Here is a 26,778-nt window from a genome sequence, read left to right on the forward strand (position 1 = left end):
AAAGCCCGTTATCAAGGCGGAGGGTGAAGGGCAGAGTGGCCCTCTGTTCAAGCCCGACCTTACTTCGAACGTGCTTTTGGGGCGCGACCCTTCGGGCTGGGGCCATTTACGCGCATTGCTGCGTTGTTCGCCGCTTATTTGGTCCACCAAACCTCGCGGCTCACGCCTTGCCCTGCGCGCAAATGACCACCAGCGGCGCTCACTTGCAATTGAGAGACACAGCCTAAACCAACTTAGGCAGTAAGGCGGCTTACAGATTCACGCCCCAGCAGCCATAAACCCTTCGCGTAATGAATCAATTGGCAAATATCGGCCAATGATCACCAAACGGGAATGAGGTTGCTTATCTGGACCCCATTCTGAACCGTAATCGAAACCTACCACTTTGTGGATGCCTTGCACGATCAGGCGCTGTGGGTTGCCCGCAATGGCCAGTACGCCTTTATAGCGCAGCATATCGTTGCCGTGCTGCTCAACGATGCTCTCCATAAATGCGCCAATTTTCTTCAAGTCCAGTTCTCCGGCCTCAAAAACGTGAGCCTGGATATCATCGCTCCAAGATTGCATAGCCGCTTTTGGCACGGGTCGAAAAGCCTGAAACTTCATCGGTTGAGGCTCGGTGGGGAGGATCTTGTGTGAGCCTATGGTGACATCGATGTTGTCACTGAGTTCGAAAGCATGGATATCCAGCCACAGTGAAGGCGGGCACTCACCTTGCACGATCTCGAAAATTTCGGCTTTGTTGTTGATCTGATGAATACGTTGGATGGTCTGCGCTTTTAATGGCTCATCAACCCGATCGGTCTTGGTCAGCAGTATGCGATCGGCAAAACCAATTTGTGATGCAGCAACTCGATGCTCATTAAGTTGGCGTTGCAGATGCTCACAGTCAGCAAGAGTGATGACGGCGTCAAGGTGCATTGCGTCCCGCAGGCGTTCATCAATAAAAAAGGTTTGAACAATCGGGGCGGGGTCAGCCAGCCCGGTAGTTTCAACGATCAACCGATCAAAATTCAGTATCCCTTGCTCACGCTTATCGAGCATTTCATGCAAGGCTTCGGTGAATTCCCCGCGCACGCTGCAGCAAACGCAACCATTACTCAGTTCTACGATATTGACGTTTTCCCCGCCACGCAGCAGGTCACCGTCAATGCTGACGGCACCAAATTCATTCTCTAAAATTGCAATAGGCTGGTTATCGTTATGGGCGAGAAGGTAATTAATCAGCGTGGTTTTGCCTGAGCCTAAAAAACCACTCAGGATGGTCACTGGTACAGCATTGTTCATTGTTTACTCTCAAAGGTTAAGGGCGTTCGTCCAGAATTTAGGTGCATCCTAACAGCACCGTGCTCCGCCTTTGCCTCCGTAGCGCGCATCTTGGCGTTCACGGAAAAATTCTTCATATGTCATCGGTGTCTGTTCAGGGTGGGTTAAGCGCACGTGCTGAACATAATTATCATAATCCGGTACGCCTACCATCAGTTTGGCGGTCTGCCCAAGATATTTACCGGCTTTGGCAAGAGTTTCAAACATTTTACCACCTCAATGGATGCGAAAGACTGATGGGCTAATACCCATCAGTCTCATTATACCGCTAAATGTACAGCGCCAGCATTAATGTGCCGTCTTAGCATTGCTTACTGCGTCGTTATAACTTTCTGGCATCGGCTCGTACGGTGTTTCGTTAGCCGTAGGTTTTTCGGTCTTCAGTGACTGAAGGGCCGTTTTTATAGAGAAGTAGGCGATAACCACCACCACAACCATAAAGAACATCGTCAGCCCTGCGTCAAGCCGGTTGTTGAACACTAACTGGGTCAACTGGGATTCGGTGTACTGTGGTGGGATATTACCACTGTCAATCATTGCCTGGAACTTGTTGGCGATAGCCAGGAAGCCTACGCGAGTATCTTCGCTGAACGATTTTTGCCAGCCTGCGGTGAGAGTACAAACCAGTAACCATGAGGTTGGCACCAGAGCCACCCATGCGTAGCGCTGTCTTTTCATCTTGAACAGCACCACGGCACACAGTGACAGCGCCATTGCTGCCAGCATCTGGTTAGCAATCCCGAACAGAGGCCACAGTGTGTTAATCCCGCCGAGCGGATCTACCACGCCCTGGTGCAGGAAGTATCCCCAGGCCATGACGCACAACGCTGTCGCAATCAGGTTAGCGGGTAATGAGTCGGTTCTCTTCATCGAAGGAGCGACCACGCCCAGCAGATCCTGCAGCATAAAGCGTGCGGCGCGTGTACCGGCATCAACGGCGGTCAGGATAAACAGTGCCTCAAACAGGATGGCGAAGTGATACCAGAAGGAGACTTCCATTAAGCCTCCCAGCGCACCGTGTAATATATAAGCCATACCGACAGCCAGCGTTGGTGCACCACCCGCACGGGAGATAATACTCTGTTCTCCTACCTCATTAGCGATGGTTTGCAGGGTTTCTGGCGTCACCAGGAAGCCCCAACTGCTGACCACGGAAGCGGCCGAGGCCACAACATCGGTTGTGCCTGCGGGAGCCAGGAGTGCTAGCGGGCTGTTCATGGCAAAGTACACGCCCGGATCGATCACACAAGCGGCAACCAGCGCCATAATAGCGACGAAAGACTCCATCAGCATGCCGCCGTAACCGATAAAGCGGGCCTGGTTTTCATTGGCCAGCATCTTCGGCGTTGTCCCGGAAGCGATCAGCGCATGGAAACCCGAAACCGCGCCACAGGCGATAGTGATGAACAGGAACGGGAACAGGTTACCGGTCCACACTGGGCCAGTACCGTCAACAAACTTGGTGAGCGCGGGCATTTCCAGCATCGGACGGACTACCAGAATACCGATGGCTAAACCAACAATAGTACCGATTTTCAAGAAGGTGGAGAGGTAATCGCGCGGTGCCAACAGCAACCATACCGGCAGAACGGCAGCAACGAAGCCATAACCGACCAGGATCCAGGTCAACTGCACACCGGTGAAGTCAAAGTAAGGTGCCCAGATAGGGCTTTCGGCCACCCAACCGCCGGAAATGATAGCAAATATCAGAAATACCAGCCCGATAATGGATACTTCACCGATGCGGCCAGGCCTGATATAACGGCTATAAACCCCCATGAATAGCGCCAGGGGGATGGTAAAGGCAACCGTATAGGTTCCCCATGGGCTATGGGCGAGGGCTTTCACCACGATCATTGCCAGAACCGCCAGAATGATCACCATGATCATAAAGCAGGCAACCAGCGCAATAACGCCAGCGGTATTGCCCATTTCATCTTTGACCAGTTCACCCAGAGAGCGGCCATCGCGGCGGGTAGAGACGAACAGCACCATAAAGTCCTGGACTGCTCCGGCAAAAACCACACCGGCCAACAGCCAAAGCATACCCGGCAGGTAGCCCATTTGTGCGGCCAATACCGGCCCAACCAGTGGCCCCGCACCGGCAATCGCGGCAAAGTGGTGACCAAACAGGACTTTTTTGTCGGTAGGGACATAATCCAGCCCATCGTTATGACGGATCGCTGGGGTCATACGGGTGGAGTCTACGGATAAAACGCGTTCTGCGATAAATAAAGCGTAATAGCGATAAGCGATCAGATAGACGCATACCGCCGCAACAACTATCCACAATGCGTTGATTCTTTCGCCACGGTTAAGTGCGATATACCCGAGGGCAAACGCACCCACGAGTGCTAGCACTATCCATACTGCGTGTTTTTTTAGATTCATAAGTGTGAGTCCAACGTTATTGTTACAACCAGAGGCGTATTATTTTCTAAGTTAAAAACCTAGTGACTCTATATTGTTAACGTCGGCTATGCAGAGCCTTCTTGCCATCTAAATGTTCATATTGATACGTTGATCACTAGAATGGTAATAACTCATGTAGCTCTAGAACATTTTATGCATGATACCTGCGAATTATCCTAACTATTATTAGGTTACCGTGCTGTCCCTAACCGCCTGTCGAGAGAGAGACCCTGGCCTGTCAGAGAAGATAGGCCAGAGTCTTACCCTGCTGGAGTTATCTTTCCTGCCCGTTCTCCTCCTTGCCCAGCAGAAAGTCTTTCACCTGCCGTAATCGCTGGTTACTCGTATGTCGTGCGGCCAAAGCTTGTGCCATGTTTACCGCTTTGAAGCGGACTTTCGCATACGGGGGGAGTTGGGCGAGAATATCCAGGTCACAACTGATAACCGTTCCCAGAGTCATATAACCACCGGAAACAGCATCACGATGCAGGACGATTGGCTGACGCCTTGCCGGGATTTGGATCGAGCCAATCGGATAATAGGCATCAACGATGTTCGATGGGGCGGGACCTGCCCTAAACGGTGGAGTTTGTTCTCTGAAAGAAAATGGGCGGCAGCGCATTTCTGACACCCCAGTTGATAACATCGCGCCGTTGATCTGTTTATCACTGGTCTTGTGGTTGCTCATGTTAGCACCGATAAAATACCCTTTGATTATAAGACTCCAACTTGCTGACAAATTTGAGAATTTGGCTAGATTGGCAAATATTTCCCTATGTTATTCTTTGGTTTTCGGCTAGCTGACACCGTGTACAAGGTATGTTGACGAGGAAAGTTCTTAGTCAATCTCTGCATTGGGCCTATTGCCCGCTTTAGCGTGTGAGGCCAATATGTTGATGCTTAAACTAAAGACGGTCGTCAGCCTTTCGGGACTTATTTTCGAGGCAGACTCTTCCGCTTACTGCTTGACCATGATGTTTTTTTAGGTTCTTTAATAATACCAATGGGGATATTTATGTATAAAGTGACGATGTTGGCTGTGTTTCTCGCAGGAGCGCTTAATGCTCAGGCAGCAACGGTTTATACCGGGGACAAGATTGACGGTAATCCGGTCATCAGTAAATTGGATGTCGACGATCTGGAAGCAGGGAAGGTTTATCGCTTTATGTTCCAGGGCGTCAGCAATGGGATCGGCCAGCATTGGTACGTGCCGGTTCTGGTCGCTAAAGGGGCACAGCCTGGGCCAAAACTGGGTCTGCAAGCGGCGATTCATGGTGATGAACTGAACGGAACCCGGGTAATCCAACAGGTATTCGAAAAGCTGGATCCGGCACAGTTGAAAGGCACTGTTGTCGGTGCCATCGGCGCTAACCCTTCCGGTATGTTGGCCAACAACCGTAACTGGCAGTTAGTAAATGACGGCGGCGATATGGTCGATTTTAACCGTATCTGGCCGGGCAAAGAGAAAGGGAATAGCGCAGAACAGCACGCCTGGTTGCTGTGGAACAATCTGTGGGCGGGTAATGCGGCAATGTTCGTCGATATGCATACGCAGAGCCGAGGGACAGAATACCCACTGTTTATCTATGCCGATTACCGTAACCCGCAGGTGAAGCAGATGGCCGAGTTGTTCCCGGCGGACCAGATTAAGGCCGATCCGGGTGAGAAAGGTTCGGTGGAAACCACTTTCGTTGAAAACAAGATCCCTGCCATTACGTTGGAAATCGGCAAGCCCAAGTTATATCAGCCTGAGTTGATTGCGCGTAGCTTGGTTGGGGTAAATAACCTGATGATCCAACAAGGTATGATTGACGGGAAGTTGGGCGCAACTGCCAAAGAGCAAAAAACCTTTGTTGGCAATGAAATGAGCTCTATTCGTGCGGAAGTGGGGGGATTTGCCGAGATATTGGTGAAAGTCGGTGACTCGGTGGTGAAAGGGCAGAAGGTGGCGATCCAACGTAATGCATTTGGCGACACCATTCGTGAATATACCGCTAGCCATGATGGCAAGGTATTGGCGATAGGCAATGACCCACTGCGTGAAGCGCGAGGATTGCTGGTGCGCATCCTGTTTAATAATCCTGACCCACAGTGTGCTGATGGTTGTTAATTGATGTATACCTGTCCTGCATGGGCGTCGTCCCATGCTGGGCATTGCCACTTTGTGGCCGTTTACATGCACTTGAAGTAACTTGGGTATAGTGCCATTTCCCCTTTGAAGATAATTTAGAGGGGGAATATGTTTGCTACAACTCAAGTTAGCGTTGTGGCGTTAATCAATCTTTTTCCGCAGTTAATAAGTCGTTCGTACAAAAAATTGTCGAGAAGATGTTTTTTTAGGCGAAGTGATAAATGATCTGTTGATTGCCCTTGATTGTTCCTGCTGGGCTGTATTATATTTCGCTCCACGGAAAAGTTCATTTCCAGAAAGATTTCGCCGGCTTAGCTCAGTAGGTAGAGCAACTGACTTGTAATCAGTAGGTCACCAGTTCGATTCCGGTAGCCGGCACCAGACAAAGAGAGGCCCTAGCAGAAATGTTAGGGCCTCTTTTTTATGCCTGCCAGACAATCTTTCCGCATAGATACATGGTTTCGGCAGAAGTGCTAACCCGCAGTTATAAGCCAAATGAAAACCCGCACCTGTTGATAACCCTGCGCGGGCTTTCTTAAGCCTGACCAGCAAAGACTAAATATCGGTGACCAACCATTGGTCCGATTCTTCGAACATCTCCTCCAGCAGCCGATTCAGTTTTTCTCTGTCACTTTTGCTGGCGTCGGAGTTGAGGCTGTTTGCCTGCATCGGTTTTACTTTCACCTCAGCCCCAGGGAAAATCCGGTGTACCCGTTTGGTCAGTTCAGCCTTAATAATCTCATCAGCGCCCAGGATACCTGTGACATTACGCTTATCAAACACTAACTCAACAAACATGGCTAAACCCCTAAATTACTGTTTATGTATACAGTTATTTTGACCGGAGATTAGGGGTAAACGCAAGAGGAATCGTGCCAGATGAAGCAAAATTTTTTACGGGGGGCGGCTTACTCAAGTCAGCTCAAGTGGCATGTAAGTGGCCACTGGGCGACAAACCGGTCAGAAACTGATTTGCACAGCGCTTGCGCAGCACGAAGGGTGAGCCTCAGGGTTTTGATAAAGCAAGTGACAGGGGTGATAAAGGGCAACTGACACTAATGGTGCTTGAAGGGCTAAACGGGGGAAGGGTAGAAAAAATTGTAACCGAAGGGACTACGCATTTATGGGCCTACAGAGCTGGAGTCCCTTGTTTAGTCCCAAAGTATCGGGCTAAAACAATGACATACCGAACGATAACAGGCAATAAAAAACCCGCAAACCTAATCAGGCTGCGGGTTTTTATGATGTTTCCGATAGTAAAGTAACCGTTACTATCCGAATAAGTGTTTGGTCGGCATGAGAGGATTCGAACCTCCGACCCCCGACACCCCATGACGGTGCGCTACCAGGCTGCGCTACATGCCGACGCAGTGCGACTATACTACCGTTTCCATTCGCGAATTCAAGCCAATGCAGTACCGATCGCTTTAGTTTTAAGCAGTTAGTTTGCAATAAAGCGTTTAATGTCGGTTAAGACCTGCAACAACAGCCCTAGCTGGGGTTTTTCGTCTTTTATCTCGTTACCATTCTGGTCATAGGCATGGTAACTGCCATTGCCATCAAGGACCAAGGTTTGCGTTGGTGTTGTGATCACCAACTTGCTGCGGTTACCGCTAGCCACCCAGTTATTCTTGCGCTGTGCGGCAAACAGGTCTTCGCCCTGTGAGTAATCGTTGGCGTTGGTTTTGACATGCAACAGGCGCTGCATCAACGTGCGCATAACATCATTGTGATTTGTCAGCTTATTGATGGTTTGCGCTGGTGTACCAGGCCAGTGGACCACTAAAGGAACCTGCAACTGAGCGCGGCTAAAGTTACTACCTGCTCCCCAATTACCTTTGCCGGTATCATCGAATTCCACTCCGTTTTCGGCGGTGATCACTACCACGGTTTTATCCAGCAAGCCTTTCTCTTGTAGCGTTGCCAACACTTGAGCAATCTGCGCATCGACATTTTGTGCACTTGAGCGATAACTCTGCCTGAAAGCATCAGGCTGTGTTGCACTGCCACTTGGCAATTTATTCCCGCTGAAGTTGATGTAAGCGAACCAGGGAACGTTATTATCTTTCTCTGCCAACCAGTTTTGCCACTGGTGGGTAGTCGCCGCATCGTTCTGCACGAAAGGTTCCGGCGGCAGAGAAAAATCAGCCAACAGTGCCTGGCGATAGAGCGCAGCATCAAAGCCGTCGGACGAGAACAGACCGAACTGATAACCTTGAGTGCTCAGTGCACTAATCAAGGCGGAAGGTTTACGCCCTGCAAGGATACCATCCAAATAAGTCGGCGAAATACCGTAGAACAGACCAAACAACCCGGTATCCGCATGATTACCAGAACTGTAATGATCGTTGAAACGAATATTATCTTGTGCAAAGCGGGTCAGGTTGGGCATATCTTGCGCCATATCCTTGGCCCGGACGCTATTAACCACAATCATCAGCAAGTTGTAACCACTGCCTTTGCCGCTGTAGTTCAGGTCGCTCAGAGGGTACTCAACCGCTACAGCATCAGGGTTACCCTGCTGTACCAGACGGCGCTCGTATTCTTGAGGATCGAGCAGACCATGCTTTTCCAGGAATTTACGCGCAGTCATTGGGTAAGAGAGCGGGAGATTGGCGCGTTGCATGGTTATCGGACGATAGAAGTTAGCATCTGCCCAGATATAAATCAGATGCGAGGCAAAGAACGAGCACATAAACACTACCGCTAGTGGTTTGCCAAAGCTGCGCCGGTTAAGGCTGCGCAGTTTCTGCCAGCTCCAGGTGGCGAAGAGCATTTCTATCAGGAAGATCACTGGCACGCCGATAAAGACCCATTGCCAGTCGCGAGCAGGTTCACTCTGATCCGGGTTAATCACCAGTTCCCATACCACCGGGTTAAGGTGAAGGTGAAAATTGGTGAATACCTGGCTATCGACCAACAGCAACGTCAACCCTGCGGTGGCTAACGCAGCAGAAATAAATCGCAATAGGCGTTGTGACATCACCACAAAGGTGAGGGGGAAGATAATCAGCAGATAGACGGCAAAAACGATAAAGCTGAACTGGCCAATCAGGCTGACAAACGCATAAATGCGGCCCAGCAGCGAGGAAGGCCAGTCGGTGACAAACAGGTAACGGCTACCCAGCCCAATACTGAGCAGGATATTAAATAAGGCGAACCAGTGCCCCCAACTGATCATCTGGGAGACTTTTTCACGATATCGCTGTCGGTTTGTCACCATAAATAATTATTAATGCGCTTTATCTTCACTAATAGAAGCCTGAAGGGCTTCAGCGAACGATCTGGCCAGTGACTTCCGCTGAGCGGGAGAGATACTGGTGTTGATCAGGTTGGTTACCATATTACCCAGCACCATCAAAGAGAGATCGGTGGGAGTATGGTGTTTTTCCAAAACATTGACCAGCTCAGAGAGCAATTGTTCAACGTGTTCGTCACTGTAACGAGATGATTGTGGCATAAAGATTGTGCTCAAAGCCTGACAAAGTTCCATATCTTACCGTATAGGGGCGTGATTTTCTGCTCTTTTATAGCGTGAAGATGGTTAAGGAAATGAATATATTCGTCATACCTCAAGTTGCATGGGTGCTGGCTCCTCACTCACCCCAGTCACTTACTTGAGTAAGCTCTTGGGGTTCGTTGCGTTGCCGCGTTACTCGGCCCAATTCTGGGCCCCGCGCCTGCGGGGCCAGCTCAAGCGCTGTTCAAAAATGCATTGCGTTTTTGTCCTGCAACTCGAATTATTTTTAGTATAATGTTTTACACCGCTTTTATGTTGCGGCCTGCTCCCTTCAGTGCTTGAATACGCGCTCAAAGAACAGGAGAAATGATCATGAGTCTGGATATCGAGCAGATTGCACTGCACCAGTTGGTAAAACGCGATGAGCAAACGCTGGACGTGGTGCTGCGCGATTCCCTGCTTCCCACCAATGCAGCGGTGGAAGAGATGATGGCAGAGCTGCATCGTGTTTACAGCGCCAAGAGCAAGGCTTATGGTCTGTTCAACGAACAGAGCGAACTGGCGGATGCGCTGCGTAGCTGCCGCAAGGGTGAAGAAGACTTCCTTGCTTTTAGCCGTGCTGCAACTGGTCGTCTGCGCGATGAACTGGCTAAATACCCCTTCGCCGAGGGGGGCGTAGTGCTTTTTGGTCACTATCGCTATCTGGCGGTTGAGTATTTGCTGATTGCGGTGTTGAACAGCTGTAACAGCATGCATGTCAATGAAACCTTGGATATCAGCACCACGCATTATTTGAATATCAACCATGCGGATATTGTGGCGCGTATAGACCTGACCGAATGGGAAACCAATCCTGAGTCCACGCGTTACCTGACGTTCCTGAAAGGGCGGGTAGGGCGCAAGGTTTCCGATTTCTTTATGGATTTCCTCGCGGCGGCAGAAGGCCTTGATACCAAGGCACAAAACCGTGGTTTGTTGCAGGCGGTAGACGATTACTGTGCCGAGGCGCAACTGGATAAAAACGAACGCCAGTCAGTGCGTCAACAGGTTTACAGTTACTGTAACGAGCAATTGCAGGCAGGTGACGAGATTGAGTTGCAGGCTTTATCGAAAGAGATTGCCCCTGTGGGTGACAAGGATTTCCTGCAGTTTTCCAGTGAACAAGGTTATCAGCTGGAAGAGAGTTTCCCTGCGGATCGTGGCACATTGCGTCAACTGACCAAGTTTGCGGGGAGTGGCGGCGGCGTAAGCCTGAATTTTGATGCAATGCTATTGGGTGAGCGGATTTTTTGGGACCCCGCTACAGATACGCTGACTATCAAAGGTACGCCACCGAACCTGCGGGACCAGTTGCAGCGTCGTTTAACGGGTGGCAAATAAGCCATTGTTCCCCTCGAACGTCACCCATAAAAAACGCCGCAATTGCGGCGTTTTTTATTTCGGCGTCCCGAAAAATCGATGACGCAGCGATTAAACGCGAACGAAGTCGATATGAGCCAGTTTTGGCTTGAATACGTGACGCTGAACAGCCTGAACCTTAACTTTGGTTTCTTTACCGTCGATAACCAGAGTAATAGCTTCGCTGTAGAATTCTGGTTTGAGTTCCATGTTCTTCACAGAATCATGGTCTAATTCGATGGAAACTGCAGCTTCTTTGCCACCGTAAACGATAGCTGGGAATTTGTTAGCTGCACGCAGGCGGCGGCTCGCACCCTTACCCTGGTCTTTACGTACTTGTACATTGATAGTGAACATTGTTTTTTCTCTTAGAAGAAAATTTACCCTGCTACAGGCGACCCAGTAACAGGTTCGATAACCTACTTTTACTCCGGGCGAACCCAGGTAAAGCGGGCGGCATTTTAACGGAAAGCCGCCCTATGGGCAATGAAAACCTGCCTTTCTACTCAGTTGCTACGGCTAATAGAGTTCATTAGCGCGGCGGAAGCGCCCCTGATAATCAAAAACTTTTTCACGCACCTGCCAGAATTGACCGCGCTTACGCGCCACAACAAAGTCTGGATGGCGAAGGTGTGCTTGTTGATCGATGATATCTGCCGCACTTTGCCAACCGAAGGGAATGCCAGGCGCTCGCTGGTGAGGGCGCAGAAAAAGCATCTCGAAAGCTTTACGCTGTGCCTGGGTTTGCAGACGAAAACGCTCGCTGGTGCTGGTCCCGTCTTCATCATAATAGGTGGCTTTCAGCCACTCCCCTTTCTCATCCCGGCCACTTTGCAGCTCCATACCGCCACAGCGCAATACCAACGCATCTTTTAATTTCAAGGCGGCTTTTAACATATCGTCGGGATCGACCAATACTTCTTGGCACTGGTGACAACGGCGTGCCGCGATATCATTTTCAGCCCCGCAATGTGGGCAGCATTTGAAGCGGAAACGATAATCGCATTGTTCGCGTGTTCCTTCATCGTCCTCTAGCCATCCTTGGCAACGGCGGCCATAGTGCTCGATAATTTCGCCACTTTCCGTACATTTCCCCCAAAACAGATTAGCGAAGCCGCAACTTGGGCAAAACACTTGCACCGGTTGACTGTCGGCATGCGGTTTACTGCTGCCTACTTCTGGGGTGAAAAGATCGTGCGGGTTGCCAGCGTAGTCGAGGATCAGACAGTCAGTCTTACCGGGGGAAAGTCGTAACCCACGCCCGACAATCTGTTGATACAGGCTGACGGATTCCGTTGGCCGTAAAATGGCGATCAGGTCGACGTGCGGCGCATCAAAGCCGGTTGTCAGCACGGCTACGTTAACCAAGTAGCGTAACTGTTGTTGTTTGAAAGCTTCAATCAATGCATCGCGCTCTGTGGGGGGGGTGTCGGCACTAACAAGTGCAGCTTCCCCTTTAGGCAACAGACCCTGGATTTCGCGCGCATGTTCCACCGTGGAAGCAAAGATCATCACACCTTTACGCGTTTGAGCGTATTCAACTATCTGGCTGATGATGTGGGGTGTAATACGGTTTTGTTTTTTTAATTCGTGGTTGAGATCAACCTCGCTAAATAGCCCGTTACTTCTTGCCTGCAATCGGCTGAAATCATACTGCACAATCGGCATATCCAAGCGCTCGGGCGGGACAAGAAAACCATGCTTAATCATGTAACGCAGGGGTAACTCGTAGATACAATCGCGAAACAGGCTGTTGCCATCGCCGCGCGTAATGCCATGGTAGTGATATTGATAAATCCAACCCTTCCCCAACCGGTATGGCGTCGCGGTTAGGCCGAGCAGGCGCAGTTGCGGGTTGGTTTTTTGCAGGTGCTGGATAATTTGCCGGTATTGGCTGTCATCGTCATCGCTGATGCGGTGGCACTCGTCGATAATCAACAATGAAAAAGCACCATCAAACAAAGGGAGATTGCGTGCCACCGATTGCACACTGCCGAAGACGACTTTACTCGCGCTCTGTTTTTGCCGTAGCCCGGCGGCAAAAATATCTGCCTCCAGACCGTAAGCACGGTATTTGCTATGGTTTTGTGCCACCAGTTCTTTGACGTGTGCCAGTATCAATACTCGGCCACGGGCGCGTTTAGCCAGTTCGGCAATGACCAGGCTTTTGCCTGCTCCGGTTGGTAGCACAATAAGTGCGGGTTCTGGGCGTTGACGAAAATGGTTGATGGTGGCTTCGACAGCTTCCAACTGGTAAGGGCGTAGAGTAAATGCCATGGGTTAGTGCCATCCGCTGAAATAGGCCATTGGGCGTACATTTGGCAATATGATATTCCACTTAAATCGTGTCATGCTGCTCCCCGGATGGCGTCAAAATTTCTACCATTATGCCTTCTGCCGCTAAGCGGTGCGAGATGCTGGAGATTGCCCCTGTTATGCTAGCGTTTACGCGGCTATACTAGCCCTGCTAGTTTCCCTTAATTGCGCGTGAGTAGTGCTGGCGGTCAATTAAAGGGCGCAGCCCAGGCTGTTTCCCACGGAATTATACTGAGTCATCCTCTCCGAACCTGTTTGCTTGCACCTTGTGTAAGGGCAGGGCTTCATAATTCAGCAACACGATCAATGCGATCATAACAACGATAGGCAAAGCAGATCCAATGCGACTGGACAAGTTTTTATCTCAACAGTTAGGCATCAGCCGTGCGCTGGTAGCACGTGAACTCCGTGCAAAACGTGTCACCGTAGACGGGGCGTTGGTAAAGAGCGGGGCGATTAAATTGGCACCGGAACAGGTCGTGACCTTCGATGGCAACGTACTGGCACAACTGGCTGGGCACCGCTACTTTATGCTTAATAAGCCGCAGGGCTATGTGTGTTCCACTGACGATCCCGATCATCCAACGGTACTTTATTTTCTTGATGAACCCGTGGCTTACAAGTTACATGCGGCGGGACGGCTGGATATTGATACAACCGGCCTGGTGCTGATGACCGATGACGGTCAGTGGTCGCACCGTATAACATCACCTAAACACCACTGCGAGAAAACCTATCTGGTTACGCTGGAACATCCAGTGGCGGCCGATACGGCTGAGCAATTTGAGCAGGGCGTGCAACTGCATAACGAAAAAGATCTGACCAAACCGGCCCGTTTGGAAAAAATCGAAGAGAAGCTGGTGCGTCTGACTCTTAGCGAAGGGCGCTATCATCAGGTCAAACGTATGTTTGCCGCTGTGGGTAATCGGGTGATTGAACTACATCGTGAACGTATAGGCGCTATTACGCTGGATGATGATTTAGCTCCGGGAGAATACCGCCCGCTGACTGAAGAAGAAATTGCCAGCGTGGGTGCGCCACACCTGCAGGATTGATTTTTGCGGCTTACTAAGGAGTAGTTGAACGTGCAACAGAACCGGACCTCTCACCTTGGCTTGATCTTCATCCTGGGTTTGCTCTCTATGCTGATGCCACTGGCGATCGACATGTATTTGCCCAGTATGCCAATCATCGCCAAGGAGTTTGGCGTGGAGTCAGGCCGCGTGCAGATGACGCTCAGTGCTTACATGCTGGGGTTTGCCGTTGGTCAGCTCTTCTATGGGCCGATGTCAGACAGTATTGGCCGTAAGCCGGTGATCCTCTGGGGCACGCTGATTTTTGCCATCGCTGGTGGAGCTTGTGCGATGGCGCAGTCGGTTGAGCAACTGATTAATTTGCGGTTCCTGCATGGTCTTGCTGCCGCTGCCGCCAGCGTGGTGATTAACGCCCTGATGCGCGACATGTTCACCAAAGATGAATTCTCGCGCATGATGTCGTTTGTCATCCTGGTGATGACGATTGCACCATTGCTCGCGCCAATGATCGGCGGCGCGTTGCTGTTATGGTTCACTTGGCATGCGATTTTCTGGACCATGGCGGCTGCGGCTTTATTCGGCTCAGTACTGGTAGCGTTCTTTATCAAAGAGACTCTACCTAAGGAGCGGCGGCAAAAGTTCCATCTGCGTACCACGTTGGGGAATTTCGGTTCGCTGTTCCGCCACCGCCGCGTGCTGAGCTACATGTTGGCCAGTGCCTTTTCCTTTGCCGGTATGTTCTCTTTCCTTAGTGCCGGGCCATTTGTCTATATCGAACTGAACAACGTTTCGCCGCAGCATTTTGGTTACTACTTTGCGCTCAATATTGTATTTCTATTCCTGACAACCTTGGTTAACAGCCGTAATGTGCGCCGCGTTGGCGCGCTAAAAATGTTTCGCTTCGGCTTGTTTGTCCAGTTAACCATGAGCGTGTGGTTATTGGTTGTCAGTGCCAGTGGGTTGGGTTTCTGGGCGCTGGTGCTGGGGGTTGCAGTTTATCTGGGTTGTATTGCGATGATCTCATCCAACGCTATGGCGATTATTCTGGACGGCTTTCCGCATATGGCGGGAACGGCTTCTTCGTTGGCCGGGACGCTGCGCTTCAGCACAGGTGCGCTGGTCGGCGCGATACTATCGCTGGCTCCAGGCAAGAGCGCGTGGCCGATGGTTTCGTCAATGGCGCTGTGCAGTGTTATTGCCGTATCGTTTTACATCTATGCCAGCCGTCCCCGTCACAACCCTGCCTGATACAGCCTAGTCTGAAAGCTCAGCACGCTGAGCTTTGAGGTTGATGACAAAGTCGCCTTCTGACCCGAGATACCCGGGCCTAGCGCACCGAGGGGCGCTCCGACGGCTTACGCCGTTACGACCCCATCGGCACGCTCTCCCTAATAACGGGGTTTGTCAGCAGTCTGAAAGCTCAGCACGCTGAGCTTTCAGACTGAGTGCTTAACTGTCTACGACGGCACGGCGAGCAATTGAGTTACCGAGCACGTATTTACCTTCACTCATTAAATGCTTGCCAAACCAACTGTGCTTTTTTTGTTAAAACCCCCTCCGTTAAATTACTGAAGCAGCCAACGATGTACACCACCAAAACATTGGCTTTTCTCTGTACTATTAGTTGATAACGCATTATTTATTATATGGTTACCCTCTTTCTGCAACGTGCTTGATTGAGTTGAATGTATACGAATTGTAAAAATATGGCATTTGTAAAGTAACTGCATTGCAAGAAAAAAGAGTTGAGTTGGAGGCCGGAAAGGGTTACATATAGCGAAAAAATGAGAGCTGTATCGCAAAACACTGCAAGAAAACATTCTACGGTGGATAAAAATAAGGCGATGCTGGCAAGTTTAAACTTATTGTTAATAAATTGTATATAATTTAACTTATTATCAACATTATTGACTGTGAAGTACGCGGATTATTTAAAAAAGTAATTCATCTTTTCATACTAGGGATTAAATGTGGGTAGTTTCCAACTTTCGGTCGTGCATCGATTACCGCAAAGTTATCGTTGGCTAACTGGTTTTACCGGGATCAGAGTCGAACCGATCCCGCTTAACGGGATAGACGAGGATAACAATCTGATTGGCTTGAAGCTGTTGAGCCATGACGGGCACGATGACTGGCAAGTGATGCAGCAGCTTAACCTCTCCCTGCAGGAAATACAGGTTGAGTGCGCTGTGGTTGAATGGGAGGGAGAACCCTGCCTGTTTGTAAGCCACAGAGATGAAAGTGCGGCTATTTGCCGCTTAAAGAATATGGGCGTGGCGATTGCCGAGAAGCTCAGTGCGCGGTACCCCTTCTGAATTACAACGCTAATCAACTAACTGCAATAATTGTTGTGTATAGGCTGCCGAAGGCGCATTGAAAATGGTTTGGCAGTTGCCCTGTTCCACGACTTCCCCCTGGCGCAGTACAATCACCTGATGGCAAAGTGAACGAACTACTTGAAGATCGTGGCTGATGAACAAATAAGCCAACTGGTGCCGTTGCTGCAAAGACTTCAGCAGCGTCAGGATCTGCGCCTGTACTGATTTATCCAGCGATGAGGTTGGTTCATCGAGGATCAACAGTTGCGGTTGCAGGATCAATGCGCGAGCAATGGCTATACGCTGACGTTGCCCACCAGAAAACTCGGTTGGATAGCGTTGACGTAATGCAGGATCCAATCCCACTTCCTCCAGAGCAGCAATCACCCTTTCTTCACGTTGTTCGGCGGTTAGCTGCTGGTGAACCTCCAAGCCCTCAGCAATGATTTGCAGTACGTTTAACCTTGGGTTCAGCGCAGAATAGGGATCCTGGAATACAATCTGCATTCTGCTGCGGTAAGGGAGCATTTGCTTATTATTAAACTCATGTAGGGGTTGGCCGTTAAACCAGATAGCCCCCTTGGAACTCAATAATCGTAGCAAGGCCAAACCGGTGGTGCTTTTGCCTGAGCCGGATTCACCCACTAGGCCTATGCTTTCCCCCGGCTGCAACTCAAAACTCAGGTTCTTCAACGCGTAGTTCTGATTGACGATACGCCTAAGCAGACCGCGCTTGATGGGGAAGCTAACCTGCAAATTTTCCACTTTAAGCAACGGAACTACTTCTTCCGGCCCCTTATTGGCGGGTAACGGTAGTGGTTCACCCATATTCTCTGCCGCTAGCAGTTGCTGGGTATAGGCGTGTTGCGGCGCACTGAAAAGGCCCGCACGGCTGTTTTGTTCCACACTCAGGCCTTGTCGCATAACCGTCACGTTATCGGCCAAACGGCGCACAATATTCAGGTTATGTGTGATAAACAGCAACCCCATCCCCAACTCCTGCTTTAACTCTTTCAGCAGCACCAGGATTTGAGCCTGAATAGTGACGTCGAGCGCGGTTGTAGGTTCGTCGGCAATCAACAGTTTGGGCCGGGTAAGTACCGCCATGGCAATCATCACACGCTGACGTTCGCCGCCGGATAGCTGATGCGGATAATCTTTAAGTCGCCCTTTGGCGTTACGGATCCCTACGCGATCCAGGCACTGAATGATTTCAGCACGGGCATTTTCGAGGTTCATGCCCCTGTGCAGCATTAAGACCTCGGCCAGCTGTTTCTCAATGGTGTGTAGCGGATTGAGTGACACCATCGGTTCCTGGAAAATCATGGAGACCTGATTACCACGCACTTTGCGCAGTTCGGCTTCAGGTGCATGCAGAAGAGACTGACCGTTAAACAGAATATCACCACCAGGGTAAACCACTGGCGGGGAGGGTAACAACCGTAGCACGGAAAGGGCGGTGACGCTTTTACCCGAACCAGATTCGCCCACCAGAGCCAACGTTTCACCTTGCTCAACCTCTAGCGAAATGCCATTAACTACTTGATTCAAGGCATCTCCCTGACGGAAAGCAATGCTGAGATCTTTAATAGCGAGCAGAGGAGTGGTCATATCAATGTGCCTTGCTTGGGTCGAAGGCGTCGCGTACTGCTTCGCCGATAAAGATTAGCAATGAGAGCAACACCGCCAGCACCAAAAAGGCGGTGATCCCCAGCCACGGTGCTTGTAGGTTATTTTTGCCCTGTAACAGCAGTTCACCTAATGATGGCGAACCTATTGGCAAACCAAAACCGAGAAAATCGAGCGAGGTGAGTGTAGTAATTGACCCACACAGAATGAATGGCAGGAACGTCAGCGTAGCCACCATGGCGTTGGGCAACATATGGCGATACATAATCACCGTGTCCGGTACGCCCATCGCCCGGGCTGCACGAATGTAATCGTAATTGCGGGTGCGCAGGAATTCAGCGCGTACCACCCCCACCAAACTCATCCAGCCAAACAGGATGGTGATTGCCAACAGCCACCAGAAATTGGGCTGCACAATGCTGGAAAGCAAGATGATCAGGAACAGCGTTGGCATGCCAGACCATACTTCAATGAAACGCTGGCCCCACAGATCGAACCTTCCGCCGTAATAACCCTGCGTTGCTCCTGCACAGATACCAATCACGCTGGAAAACAGCGTTAATGCCAGCCCGAAAAGCATCGAAATACGGAATCCATACAGCACTCTTGCCAGGACATCGCTACCATTGCTGTCTGTTCCCAGAAGATTTTGCCGCGAGGGTGGTGAGGGGAAGGGGACTTTGGTGGCAAAGTTGATGGTGTTGTAACTGAAGCGTATCGGGGCCCAAATTGCCCAGCCGTGGCGTTCTATTTGCTTCAATACAAAGGGATCCTGAAAATCGGTGGTGGTATTCAGTTCACCACCAAAAGTGGTTTCGCTGTAGTCGACCATAAAAGGTACATACAGGCGGCCTTCATAGCGAACCAGCAACGGTTTATCGTTGGCGATCAGGTCGGCGGCCAGGCTGAGAATGAAGGCGACTAAAAAAATCCACAGTGACCAGTAACCACGGCGGTTGCTGCGAAAACGTGCCCAGCGGGCCTGATTGATAGGGCTTAAGCGGCTCATTGACGTGCCTCGAAATCAATGCGCGGATCGACCAGGGTATAGGTGATATCACTGACGATATTCAGCAACAGGCCGATCAGGGTAAATATATACAAGGTACCGAACATCACCGGATAGTCTCGCTGCAAGGTTGCGTCATAGCCAAGCAACCCAAGGCCATTTAACGAAAACATCACCTCGATCAACAAGGAACCGGTGAAAAACATGCTGATAAAAGTCGCCGGGAAACCGGCAATCACCAGCAACATAGCGTTACGGAAGACGTGACGATAAAGAATCTTCTTCTCGTCCAGCCCTTTGGCTCGGGCGGTAACCACATACTGCTTGCGGATTTCATCCAGGAACGAGTTTTTGGTTAACATGGTCAGCGTAGCGAACCCGCCGATCACCGTTGCCAGAACCGGCAGGGTGATATGCCACAGATAATCGACGATCTTGCCATACCAGGTCAGAGTATCGAAATTACTGGAAACCAGCCCGCGCAGCGGGAACCAATCAAGATAGCTGCCACCGGCAAACAGCACGATTAACAAAATGGCAAACAGAAAGGCAGGTATGGCATAACCGACAATGATCAGCGTACTGCTCCAGGTATCAAAGGCGGTACCATTATGCACCGCCTTGCGGATACCCAGAGGTATCGACACCAGGTAAATAATCAGTGTGCTCCACAAGCCAAGGGTAATGGAGACCGGCAAACTCTGGCCGACAAGATGCATCACTGAAGCACCACGAAACAGGCTTTCACCAAAGTCGAAGCGGACGTAGTTCCACAGCATGGTGAAATAGCGCTCGTGTAAGGGTTTGTCGAAGCCATAACGTTTGGTGATCTCCGCAATCACCTCGGGATCCAACCCACGCGATCCCCGATATTGGCCTTCCCCTACACTGCCTACGCCAACTTTAGCATGCCCAAGGCCATCACCAGCGCCTCCGCCAGCAAAGCCGCTGGTTTGCCCCAGTTCAATGGTGGCAATCGCCTGATCCACCGGGCCACCGGGTGCGACTTGTACAATGAAAAAATTGATAGTGATAATCGCCCAAAGTGTGGGGATCACGAGTAATAATCTGCGTATCAGATAAGCGGCCACCGGCGACTCCTTATTGCCGTTGCGCAGGCAAGCGAGACGCCTTATTGACGTCATACCACCAGTTATCGAACCCGATGGAATAGGTTGGGCGAACCGCTGGTGAAGAGAATTTATCCCAATAGGCGTAGCGATCGTGGTTGGAATACCACATTGGCAGCATATAGCTGTTCCAGGTTAGTACCCGATCCAGTGCCCGGCCGAGAGAAAGTAAGGCCTTCTCATCACCCTGATGTTTCATGATTTGCCGTACCAGCGTATCTACTGCGGGATCGCTAACGCCGGGGGTATTCCAACTGGAGTCGATATAGTCTGAATCCCAACGGGTCTGCAGTGAAGAGTTGGGGAAAGGCATGGCCATATACACCGTGGGCATCATGTCGAAGTCACGTTTGCGTAAACGGCGCGTGAATTGGCTGGCGTCGATCTCGCGGATTTCCATATCAATACCCAACCGCTTCAGGTTGTGCTGGAACGGCAGGACATATTGAAAATTGCTACCGCTCAGCAGCATCAGCTCGAAGGTAAAGGGTTTACCGGTCTTGCTGTTGATCAAACGCTGATCTTTCACTTCCCAACCGGCCTGCCGCAGCAGTTCGGTGGCTTTCAACAGGTTTTCACGATCGTTACCACTGCCGTCAGAGGTGGGGGGCTGGTAAATCGAAGTAAATACTTCTTCCGGCACTTTACCTTTCAACGGGGCTAGCCAGGCAAGCTCAGCGGCATCGGGATAACCGCTGGCCGCATACGTGGTATTCTGAAAATAGCTGTTGGTCCGTTGATAGGCATCGTAATACAGCGCTTTATTCATCCAGTCGAAATCAAATGCCAGTGTAATGGCCTGCCGGACCCGGCGATCGGCAAAGATTGGACGCTGGGTATTGAACGCTAACCAACGGGTATTTTGCGCAGCCTGATTGGTTTCATCCTGCTTGATGATGTAGCCACGGGCAAAGTTACCCCCCTGATACTGCGTGGCCCAGCTTTTTGGCGAGCCCTCTGGACGAAAGTCATAGGCTCCGGCTTTGAAAGCCTCGAGTGCCACCTTGTCATCCAGGTAATAATCATAACGTAAGCTATCGAAATTATAGCGCCCACGATTGACGGGCAGATTGGCAGCCCAATAGTCGCGTACGCGCTCATAGGTAATGAACTGACCCAAACGGTAGCTGCCCACCTTGTACGGCCCACTACCAAGAGGCGGTACGTTCAGAGGCTCATTCAGTTTGTGATCTTTCCAGAAACTTTCAGGCATGATCGGCAGGCTGAAAATACCTAGCAACCGATCTTTGTCCGGCTCAGGGAGTTCAATACGAACGGTCAGACGAGAAATGGCTTTGACTTTGACGCCTTTGTAGATAGAACGAAATTGCGGTACGCCTTCCGTCATGAATTTGTTGAAGGTAAAGGCCACATCTGCTGCAGTAATCGGGCTGCCATCATGAAAACGAGCGCGGGGATTTATATCCAGTTCCATCCAGCGCATATCTGCCGGATAACGCGCTGATTCGGCAATCAACGGATAATAACTTGAAGGTTCATCGTCTGAGGTGGTAAACAGCGTATCGTACAGTTCCCCGGTTCTCTCCCCTGGCACGCCGCGTGAGGCGAAACGGTTAAAATTATCGTAGGTGCCTATAGCTGCCAGCCGAATATCTCCCCCCTTTGGGGCTGCGGGGTTAACATAGTCAAAATGGCTGAAGTCGGTGGAATATTTTGGTTCACCGAGGGTGGCGAAAGCGTAACTTTCATTCAGGGTTTCGGCCTGTAAGCTAAAACTAAGTGCCGAAAGCACCAAGGCAGCAAAAATGCGCACAGACATCTCTACGGTAAGCTCCTGCTGTGTATACCCGTCGTCTTTCAAGCTGCTGGAGGGCTGCCTTCACACCAGTTACTTGGTTTACCAAGCTCCCGGCAGATTTTCCGCTCAGTCGCTGCCTATCTGCACCTTGACGTAACTTGGGGATAGTCTATTAATCCGGCCGACAGCATACCATTTCAAGCCAGTTTTCAGGGTAAAGAAGTTTAAAGATCAGGTCTTAACTGGCATAGGATGCTCAAAGATGCAATTAGCTTGGCAAAATGCGACTAATGCTTCAATGCCGAGTGGTTTACTCAAATAATAGCCCTGCATAAAGTTAACGTCGCGCTCTTGCAGAAAGTTTATCTGTTCAACCGTTTCTACCCCTTCGGCAATAGTCTGCATCTTCAGCCTTTTTGCCAGCGAAATAACGGCATCCAGGACCGGCGCAGTCACAGTTTCCTGGCCAATCGAGTTGACAAAACCTTGGTCGATCTTCAAATAATCTAGGGTAAAGCGTTGCAGATAAATTAATGCGCTATGACCGGTACCGAAATCATCAACAGCGATTCGAATGCCTTGGCGGCGCAGCCAGTCAAACTCCTCAACCGCATTCTGTTCCTCCACCATGCCGCGCTCGGTGATTTCGAAGACCAAGATAAAATGGTCTGGCGGTAACCTTGCCAGCAAATGGGTGACATCGTCATGAAATGAAGGCGTATTGAGGTGCGAGGGAGAGAGATTGATACTCAGCTTGCTACCTCGCGGTAATGCTTGCACTAATTGCGGGATCTCCGCCACGATCATATCGAATAGATAGCGGGTCAGTGGCACGATCAACCCTTCACTTTCGGCATACGGGATAAACAGATCGGGCGGAATACGCCCTTCAATGGGATGTTGCCAACGGATCAGCGCCTCCACACCGGCAATTGAGTTGCCTGCGATATGAAACACGGGTTGATACTCAACGAAGAACTCATTCTGCTTGAGCCCCCTGATCAGAGCTCGTTCAGGGCTTTGGCGCAGCATCAGGATATAGTATGACAGCGCCCCCACCATTAGGGACAGCACCAAGCTCGCTAACAGGGTTAAGCGCACATCATCCGCAGTCAACTTCTTATGGTAAAAGATAATTTCTAGCGGATAGTTGGGAATGGTCAGTCGGCGGGTATGGTTTTTGGGTAGTTTTTCCAGCGGTATCAGATTGGTACTGAACGTCGTCGCAGCCTGTTTGCCCATCACGATGGCCATCTCTGAAGCATCATTTTGATGCGAGGCGAGCAATAGATAGGGTGTCAGGCTGAGATCCAACGTTGCCAATACGCCCGTATTGCTCTGGCCCGGTTGGCGTAACCACACGGCTACCACAGGCTTATTTGGTACCATTGGCGTACCTTGCTGCAACTTCATATCCAGTGGTTTACTCCAGTTAATCTCAGGATAAAGACTGGTGACCTCCAGTCCCATACTGCCGGTGGCAGAGGAACAATAGGCAATACCCTCATTGACCAGAATATAGGTACGAACACCGCTGGTGAAAGCCGCCTGGTATGTCAGATCGGCAAAGGCTGCTGAACAGGATTTATTGGTAAGCGGCATTATCTGCAGCATGACGTTTTTCAGATTATCGAGGTAGTCAACCGTAAAGTCATGCGTGCGGGTTTCGATCTTAAGGTGATATTGGGAGCGTTGGTTATTAATCAGAAATAGCGTAACAGCGGTGAATATAACAAAGAAAGATAGGGCTGCAAGACTGCTTTTAGTCAGGTTACGCCGTCTGTATGAGGCATGGCGTGCGAATGCTCTCTTTAGGCCCATCGCTTACTCTCCTGAGCACGGCGTACGATTATTTCTTAACCCACCTCACTGATATTACATGAGTCATTGGGCCAGCAAACAGACCCAGATAGCATTCAGGTCGATTGGTTTTGGGTAAGGCTTGGTTAAAATTAACCTCATAGCATGGACAATTTGCAACTCTCATCCTCGTTACAATCTAAGAGGTGAAAAGGGAATGCGCAAACCTCAGCAATAAGTCGAAATGAAAAACGCTGCACTACGGCAGCGTTTTCGTCTCGTTTGTTTGGTATTCAGATGCTGCCGTTAGCTTCTGCCAAGTAACCGGCGACCTTCGCGATAACGTTTATCCCAATAGTTATCTGTAAGGTTGGAAATGGTAACACCACTACTGGTAGAGGCATGAACGAACTTGTCGTTGCCTAAGTAGATGCCTACGTGACGGCCGGTAGAGCCTGCACGGAACGATACGATATCGCCGGGACGAAGTTTGGCTCGTGGGATTTTCTTGCCCATGTCTTCTTGCTCATAACTTGAGCGCGGCAAGTTCATTCCGAACTGTTCACGGAAAGTCAACTGCACAAACCCTGAGCAGTCGATACCACGCTTGGTATCACCGCCTAAACGGTAGCGCACGCCTTTCCAACCAGCGTACTGGTCCATAATCTTTGACTTGATGTCAACATTACGCACCATGGCTTCGAATTCATCCTGAGAGGCTTGCAGTAAAAGACTGTTTTTGTCATTAACTGCATGCATCTCAGTTTGTGAGTCATCTAACTTCGAAGTATTCATCGAGCTGCAGGCGGAGAGCATAACCGCTGCTGCAATTGCAGGTAATACCCGCAAGAAATATCTCATAAAAGGTTGAGATTTGACCATTGTAATTGTTTTCCCTTGAAGTCCTTAACGACAAAAGTCGCTATCTGAAAAGTACCAAACGAAACGAGACTAATCTGCACTGGCAGCAAGGACAATCAGTTACCGTTGAAAATGTGCAGGAACACACAAATTTCCTGAATTGGGCGCTGAATCAACCTAAACCAAGCACAAACGCATCAGAGACTACCGTAATGAAAGCGTGATTGCGAGTTTTTTTGGCATTTTTCATATGTTTTTTTGATGTAACATAATGTAAGTATTGATATAAAAAACGACGTTTAGCCGTTATGTTGGCTCTGCGTTAATTAATGAATATAAGGTATTTACAGCATAAATCATGGCTGTGACGATCTTATGACAGAGTGCATATATCCTGGTGTTAAAGTGGTAATGGCGTACTGCGACTAGCGAAAATTCCCAGGGGTTGCCATAGACTATTCGCGGCAATGGTGGGTAAATGCCATTCAAAGAATCAGCAAAATACCCATCAAGATTGAGCCCGGGGAAGGGAGTTTGGGGTAGTTTTGTATCTGAGTAGCTTAAAAACGGTTGAACCGGTTAACCTAAGCGGATCTTAAACAGGGCTGATTGCAGAGCGTTCCAATCCGCCTCACCGCCGTGTATCAGCTCAATACGACTATCCAACGGGGCTGTGGGGCGTGTTTCAATATTGAGATCTTGTCCTTGGCGGTTAATCAATAAACTGCCTTCGGCAATGCGTACGACGGCCTTCGCTCGATCTACGGGTGCCAGTCTGATCCACTCCATCATGCCAATAGTGTCAAACAGCGTATCGTTATCAAAAATCCAACCGCAGCTGACAAATCCCTGACCTTGATTCAATGCTCTGCGCCAGCGAGCGTTTTCAGGCAAACGTAATGCTGCCAATCCTTGTGTTTTGCTTTGAGCGTGGTGATGATGGGCGTCCGGTAATTCTGCGTAGTTTGTTCGCGGCAGATCTAATAATTTACTCTCCATACGCCCGTGTTCGATTCTGTGAAGTGGCCGCTGGTGTCCATTCTGTGCCTGCCATTCTTCCAAGGCTTGAACATCATGTGGCTGCCAGGTATCCATTTTGTTGGCGATGATGATATCCGCTGCGGCAAGTTGGTCGCGGAAGTTTTCATTTTCGCGGTAGCGGGGTTCACTGAGTTGGCGAGCATCAAGCAGGCAAATCGTAGCCAGAAGCTCGATCCATCCGCCATAGGTTTCTTGTGACAGCAGTGCCAGGATCTGCTTGGGGTGCCCTAAACCGGTTGGTTCGATCAATAGCCGGTCAGGTTTTGCCTGCTGCAGCAACATATTCAGACCCACCTGCATTGGCAGGCCATTAACACAGCACATACAGCCACCAGGGATTTCTTTAAGCACCGCACCACTATCGGCCAGCAGAGCGCCATCGATGCCGATTTCACCAAACTCGTTGACCAAAACAGCCCAGCGCTCGTTTTGTGGCTTATTAGCCAGCAGATGGCGGATGGTGGTCGTTTTGCCACTGCCAAGAAAACCAGTGATCAGGTTGGTTTTAGTCATTTAATTATTTCCATTGTGAATGTTTTCAGTGGATTAATAGATTACCATTATTTTTTTCGTTAAATACGTAGTTAACTAATTATGATTAGCGTCACAAATTCTGAATTAAATTCTTACGCTTTCTAACACTCTTTCCATTCGTTGCAATGAGATAATTCTTAATTAAAATCAGAGAGTAAAGATATCGAATTTGCCTATAACTTTGTTTTTAGGTTCATTAATTTCCCCGAACTGCCACAAAAATATGCTTTCAATACGATAAATCCTAAAAAAAATCCTCTATTATTAAGGCGGCTTAACACAAGTGAGGTTGCCATGAAAAGCTTACGGTTATTTTTGATCGCAGGAGCGTTACTTTCATGGATGGCAGCAAGTCAAGCGGGTACCACAGGTGGAGTTATAAACTTTGTTGGTGCCATTGTTGAAGGCCCTTGTCTGGTAGATGTTGTCAATTCAACCGCCAATACACAATGTTATCGTAATGGACAAAATTACAAAGGGACACAGAACCTGGGAAGCTATGATGCACGTAGTAAGGAACTCCCGCTAAATATAGGTACAACGGAAATGAAGTGGGTGAGCCAAGAGCATAAGCTTGCAATAATGACAGTCGTGTATCGTTAAGTCACTTAGCCATGCCG

General features: G+C 49.8%; 22 protein-coding genes and 2 tRNA genes. 7 read left to right on the forward strand and 17 right to left on the reverse strand.

Annotated features, from left to right (window positions below):
• Nucleotides 1-258: 258 nt before the first annotated feature.
• From SAQUA_RS08900 to SAQUA_RS08915, 4 genes are all read right to left on the reverse strand, one after another.
• Nucleotides 259-1,287, reverse strand: coding sequence for a CobW family GTP-binding protein (locus tag SAQUA_RS08900; RefSeq protein ID WP_380672708.1), 1,029 nt, complete (start codon nt 1,285-1,287; stop codon nt 259-261).
• A 48-nt stretch (nt 1,288-1,335) separates the two neighbouring features.
• Nucleotides 1,336-1,533 (reverse strand): YbdD/YjiX family protein, encoded by a 198-nt coding sequence (locus tag SAQUA_RS08905; RefSeq protein WP_380672710.1) that lies wholly within the window; start codon nt 1,531-1,533, stop codon nt 1,336-1,338.
• 81 nt (nt 1,534-1,614) lie between these two features.
• Entirely contained in the window at nt 1,615-3,717 is a 2,103-nt protein-coding gene (gene cstA / locus SAQUA_RS08910) for a pyruvate/proton symporter CstA (protein ID WP_380672712.1), read from the reverse strand.
• A 295-nt stretch (nt 3,718-4,012) separates the two neighbouring features.
• Nucleotides 4,013-4,426 (reverse strand): hypothetical protein, encoded by a 414-nt coding sequence (locus tag SAQUA_RS08915; RefSeq protein ID WP_380672714.1) that lies wholly within the window; start codon nt 4,424-4,426, stop codon nt 4,013-4,015.
• 327 nt (nt 4,427-4,753) lie between these two features.
• On the opposite strand from SAQUA_RS08915, the gene SAQUA_RS08920 reads away from it, so the two are divergent.
• A complete protein-coding gene (locus tag SAQUA_RS08920) occupies nt 4,754-5,848 on the forward strand; it encodes a succinylglutamate desuccinylase/aspartoacylase family protein (protein ID WP_380672716.1) in 1,095 nt (364 codons plus the stop codon).
• 326 nt (nt 5,849-6,174) lie between these two features.
• A tRNA-Thr gene (locus SAQUA_RS08925) sits at nt 6,175-6,250 on the forward strand.
• 174 nt (nt 6,251-6,424) lie between these two features.
• Here the strand turns inward: SAQUA_RS08925 and SAQUA_RS08930 are convergent.
• From SAQUA_RS08930 to SAQUA_RS08945, 4 genes are all read right to left on the reverse strand, one after another.
• Entirely contained in the window at nt 6,425-6,667 is a 243-nt protein-coding gene (locus SAQUA_RS08930; protein WP_380672718.1) for a DinI family protein, read from the reverse strand.
• Nucleotides 6,668-7,157: 490 nt separating this feature from the next.
• A tRNA-Pro gene (locus SAQUA_RS08935) sits at nt 7,158-7,234 on the reverse strand.
• A gap of 76 nt (nt 7,235-7,310) precedes the next feature.
• A complete protein-coding gene (gene yejM, locus SAQUA_RS08940) occupies nt 7,311-9,092 on the reverse strand; it encodes an LPS biosynthesis-modulating metalloenzyme YejM (protein ID WP_380672720.1) in 1,782 nt (593 codons plus the stop codon).
• A 9-nt stretch (nt 9,093-9,101) separates the two neighbouring features.
• Complete coding sequence (locus SAQUA_RS08945; RefSeq protein ID WP_380672722.1) at nt 9,102-9,329, reverse strand: YejL family protein; 228 nt, start codon at nt 9,327-9,329, stop codon at nt 9,102-9,104.
• 372 nt (nt 9,330-9,701) lie between these two features.
• Between SAQUA_RS08945 and yejK the strand changes: the two genes are divergently transcribed.
• On the forward strand, nt 9,702-10,709 hold the full coding sequence (gene yejK / locus SAQUA_RS08950) for a nucleoid-associated protein YejK (RefSeq protein WP_380672724.1): 1,008 nt from the start codon (nt 9,702-9,704) through the stop codon (nt 10,707-10,709).
• A gap of 90 nt (nt 10,710-10,799) precedes the next feature.
• On the opposite strand, the gene rplY is transcribed toward yejK, so the two are convergent.
• Together rplY and SAQUA_RS08960 are read right to left on the reverse strand one after the other, a co-directional pair.
• Nucleotides 10,800-11,084 (reverse strand): 50S ribosomal protein L25, encoded by a 285-nt coding sequence (gene rplY, locus SAQUA_RS08955; protein ID WP_380672726.1) that lies wholly within the window; start codon nt 11,082-11,084, stop codon nt 10,800-10,802.
• A gap of 162 nt (nt 11,085-11,246) precedes the next feature.
• Nucleotides 11,247-13,004: a DEAD/DEAH box helicase gene (locus tag SAQUA_RS08960; protein ID WP_380672728.1), complete on the reverse strand. Its 1,758-nt coding sequence runs from the start codon at nt 13,002-13,004 to the stop codon at nt 11,247-11,249.
• Between the two features lie 380 nt (nt 13,005-13,384).
• On the opposite strand from SAQUA_RS08960, the gene rsuA reads away from it, so the two are divergent.
• The 3 genes from rsuA (at nt 13,385) to SAQUA_RS08975 (ending at nt 16,392) form a co-directional block, all read left to right on the forward strand.
• Entirely contained in the window at nt 13,385-14,098 is a 714-nt protein-coding gene (gene rsuA / locus SAQUA_RS08965) for a 16S rRNA pseudouridine(516) synthase RsuA (protein WP_380672730.1), read from the forward strand.
• Between the two features lie 30 nt (nt 14,099-14,128).
• The gene (locus SAQUA_RS08970; RefSeq protein WP_380672732.1) at nt 14,129-15,325 is read left to right on the forward strand and encodes a Bcr/CflA family multidrug efflux MFS transporter; all 1,197 of its coding nucleotides are present in this window, start codon (nt 14,129-14,131) and stop codon (nt 15,323-15,325) included.
• A gap of 722 nt (nt 15,326-16,047) precedes the next feature.
• The gene (locus SAQUA_RS08975) at nt 16,048-16,392 is read left to right on the forward strand and encodes a YejG family protein (RefSeq protein WP_380672734.1); all 345 of its coding nucleotides are present in this window, start codon (nt 16,048-16,050) and stop codon (nt 16,390-16,392) included.
• A gap of 9 nt (nt 16,393-16,401) precedes the next feature.
• Here the strand turns inward: SAQUA_RS08975 and yejF are convergent, their stop codons facing one another.
• From yejF to SAQUA_RS09010, 7 genes are all read right to left on the reverse strand, one after another.
• On the reverse strand, nt 16,402-18,006 hold the full coding sequence (gene yejF / locus SAQUA_RS08980; RefSeq protein ID WP_380672736.1) for a microcin C ABC transporter ATP-binding protein YejF: 1,605 nt from the start codon (nt 18,004-18,006) through the stop codon (nt 16,402-16,404).
• 1 nt (nt 18,007) lies between these two features.
• Nucleotides 18,008-19,033, reverse strand: coding sequence for an ABC transporter permease (locus SAQUA_RS08985; protein ID WP_380672738.1), 1,026 nt, complete (start codon nt 19,031-19,033; stop codon nt 18,008-18,010).
• Nucleotides 19,030-20,124, reverse strand: a complete 1,095-nt coding sequence (locus SAQUA_RS08990; RefSeq protein WP_380672740.1) for a microcin C ABC transporter permease YejB — start codon at nt 20,122-20,124, stop codon at nt 19,030-19,032. Before SAQUA_RS08990 ends, SAQUA_RS08985 begins: the two co-directional genes overlap by 4 nt.
• A 10-nt stretch (nt 20,125-20,134) precedes the next feature.
• Nucleotides 20,135-21,943 carry an extracellular solute-binding protein gene (locus SAQUA_RS08995; protein WP_380672742.1) on the reverse strand — a complete coding sequence of 603 codons (1,809 nt, stop codon included), beginning with the start codon at nt 21,941-21,943 and terminating at the stop codon, nt 20,135-20,137.
• A 210-nt stretch (nt 21,944-22,153) separates the two neighbouring features.
• Nucleotides 22,154-23,743 carry a cyclic di-GMP phosphodiesterase gene (locus SAQUA_RS09000; protein ID WP_380672744.1) on the reverse strand — a complete coding sequence of 530 codons (1,590 nt, stop codon included), beginning with the start codon at nt 23,741-23,743 and terminating at the stop codon, nt 22,154-22,156.
• 285 nt (nt 23,744-24,028) lie between these two features.
• A complete protein-coding gene (gene mepS / locus SAQUA_RS09005) occupies nt 24,029-24,604 on the reverse strand; it encodes a bifunctional murein DD-endopeptidase/murein LD-carboxypeptidase (protein WP_380672746.1) in 576 nt (191 codons plus the stop codon).
• A 558-nt stretch (nt 24,605-25,162) separates the two neighbouring features.
• Entirely contained in the window at nt 25,163-26,137 is a 975-nt protein-coding gene (locus tag SAQUA_RS09010; protein WP_380672748.1) for a CobW family GTP-binding protein, read from the reverse strand.
• Nucleotides 26,138-26,452: 315 nt separating this feature from the next.
• On the opposite strand from SAQUA_RS09010, the gene SAQUA_RS09015 reads away from it, so the two are divergent.
• A complete protein-coding gene (locus SAQUA_RS09015) occupies nt 26,453-26,761 on the forward strand; it encodes a type 1 fimbrial protein (RefSeq protein ID WP_380672750.1) in 309 nt (102 codons plus the stop codon).
• The last annotated feature ends 17 nt before the right edge of the window (nt 26,762-26,778 follow it).

The organism is Serratia aquatilis (assembly GCF_044865145.1).
GTDB lineage: Bacteria > Pseudomonadota > Gammaproteobacteria > Enterobacterales > Enterobacteriaceae > Chania > Chania aquatilis.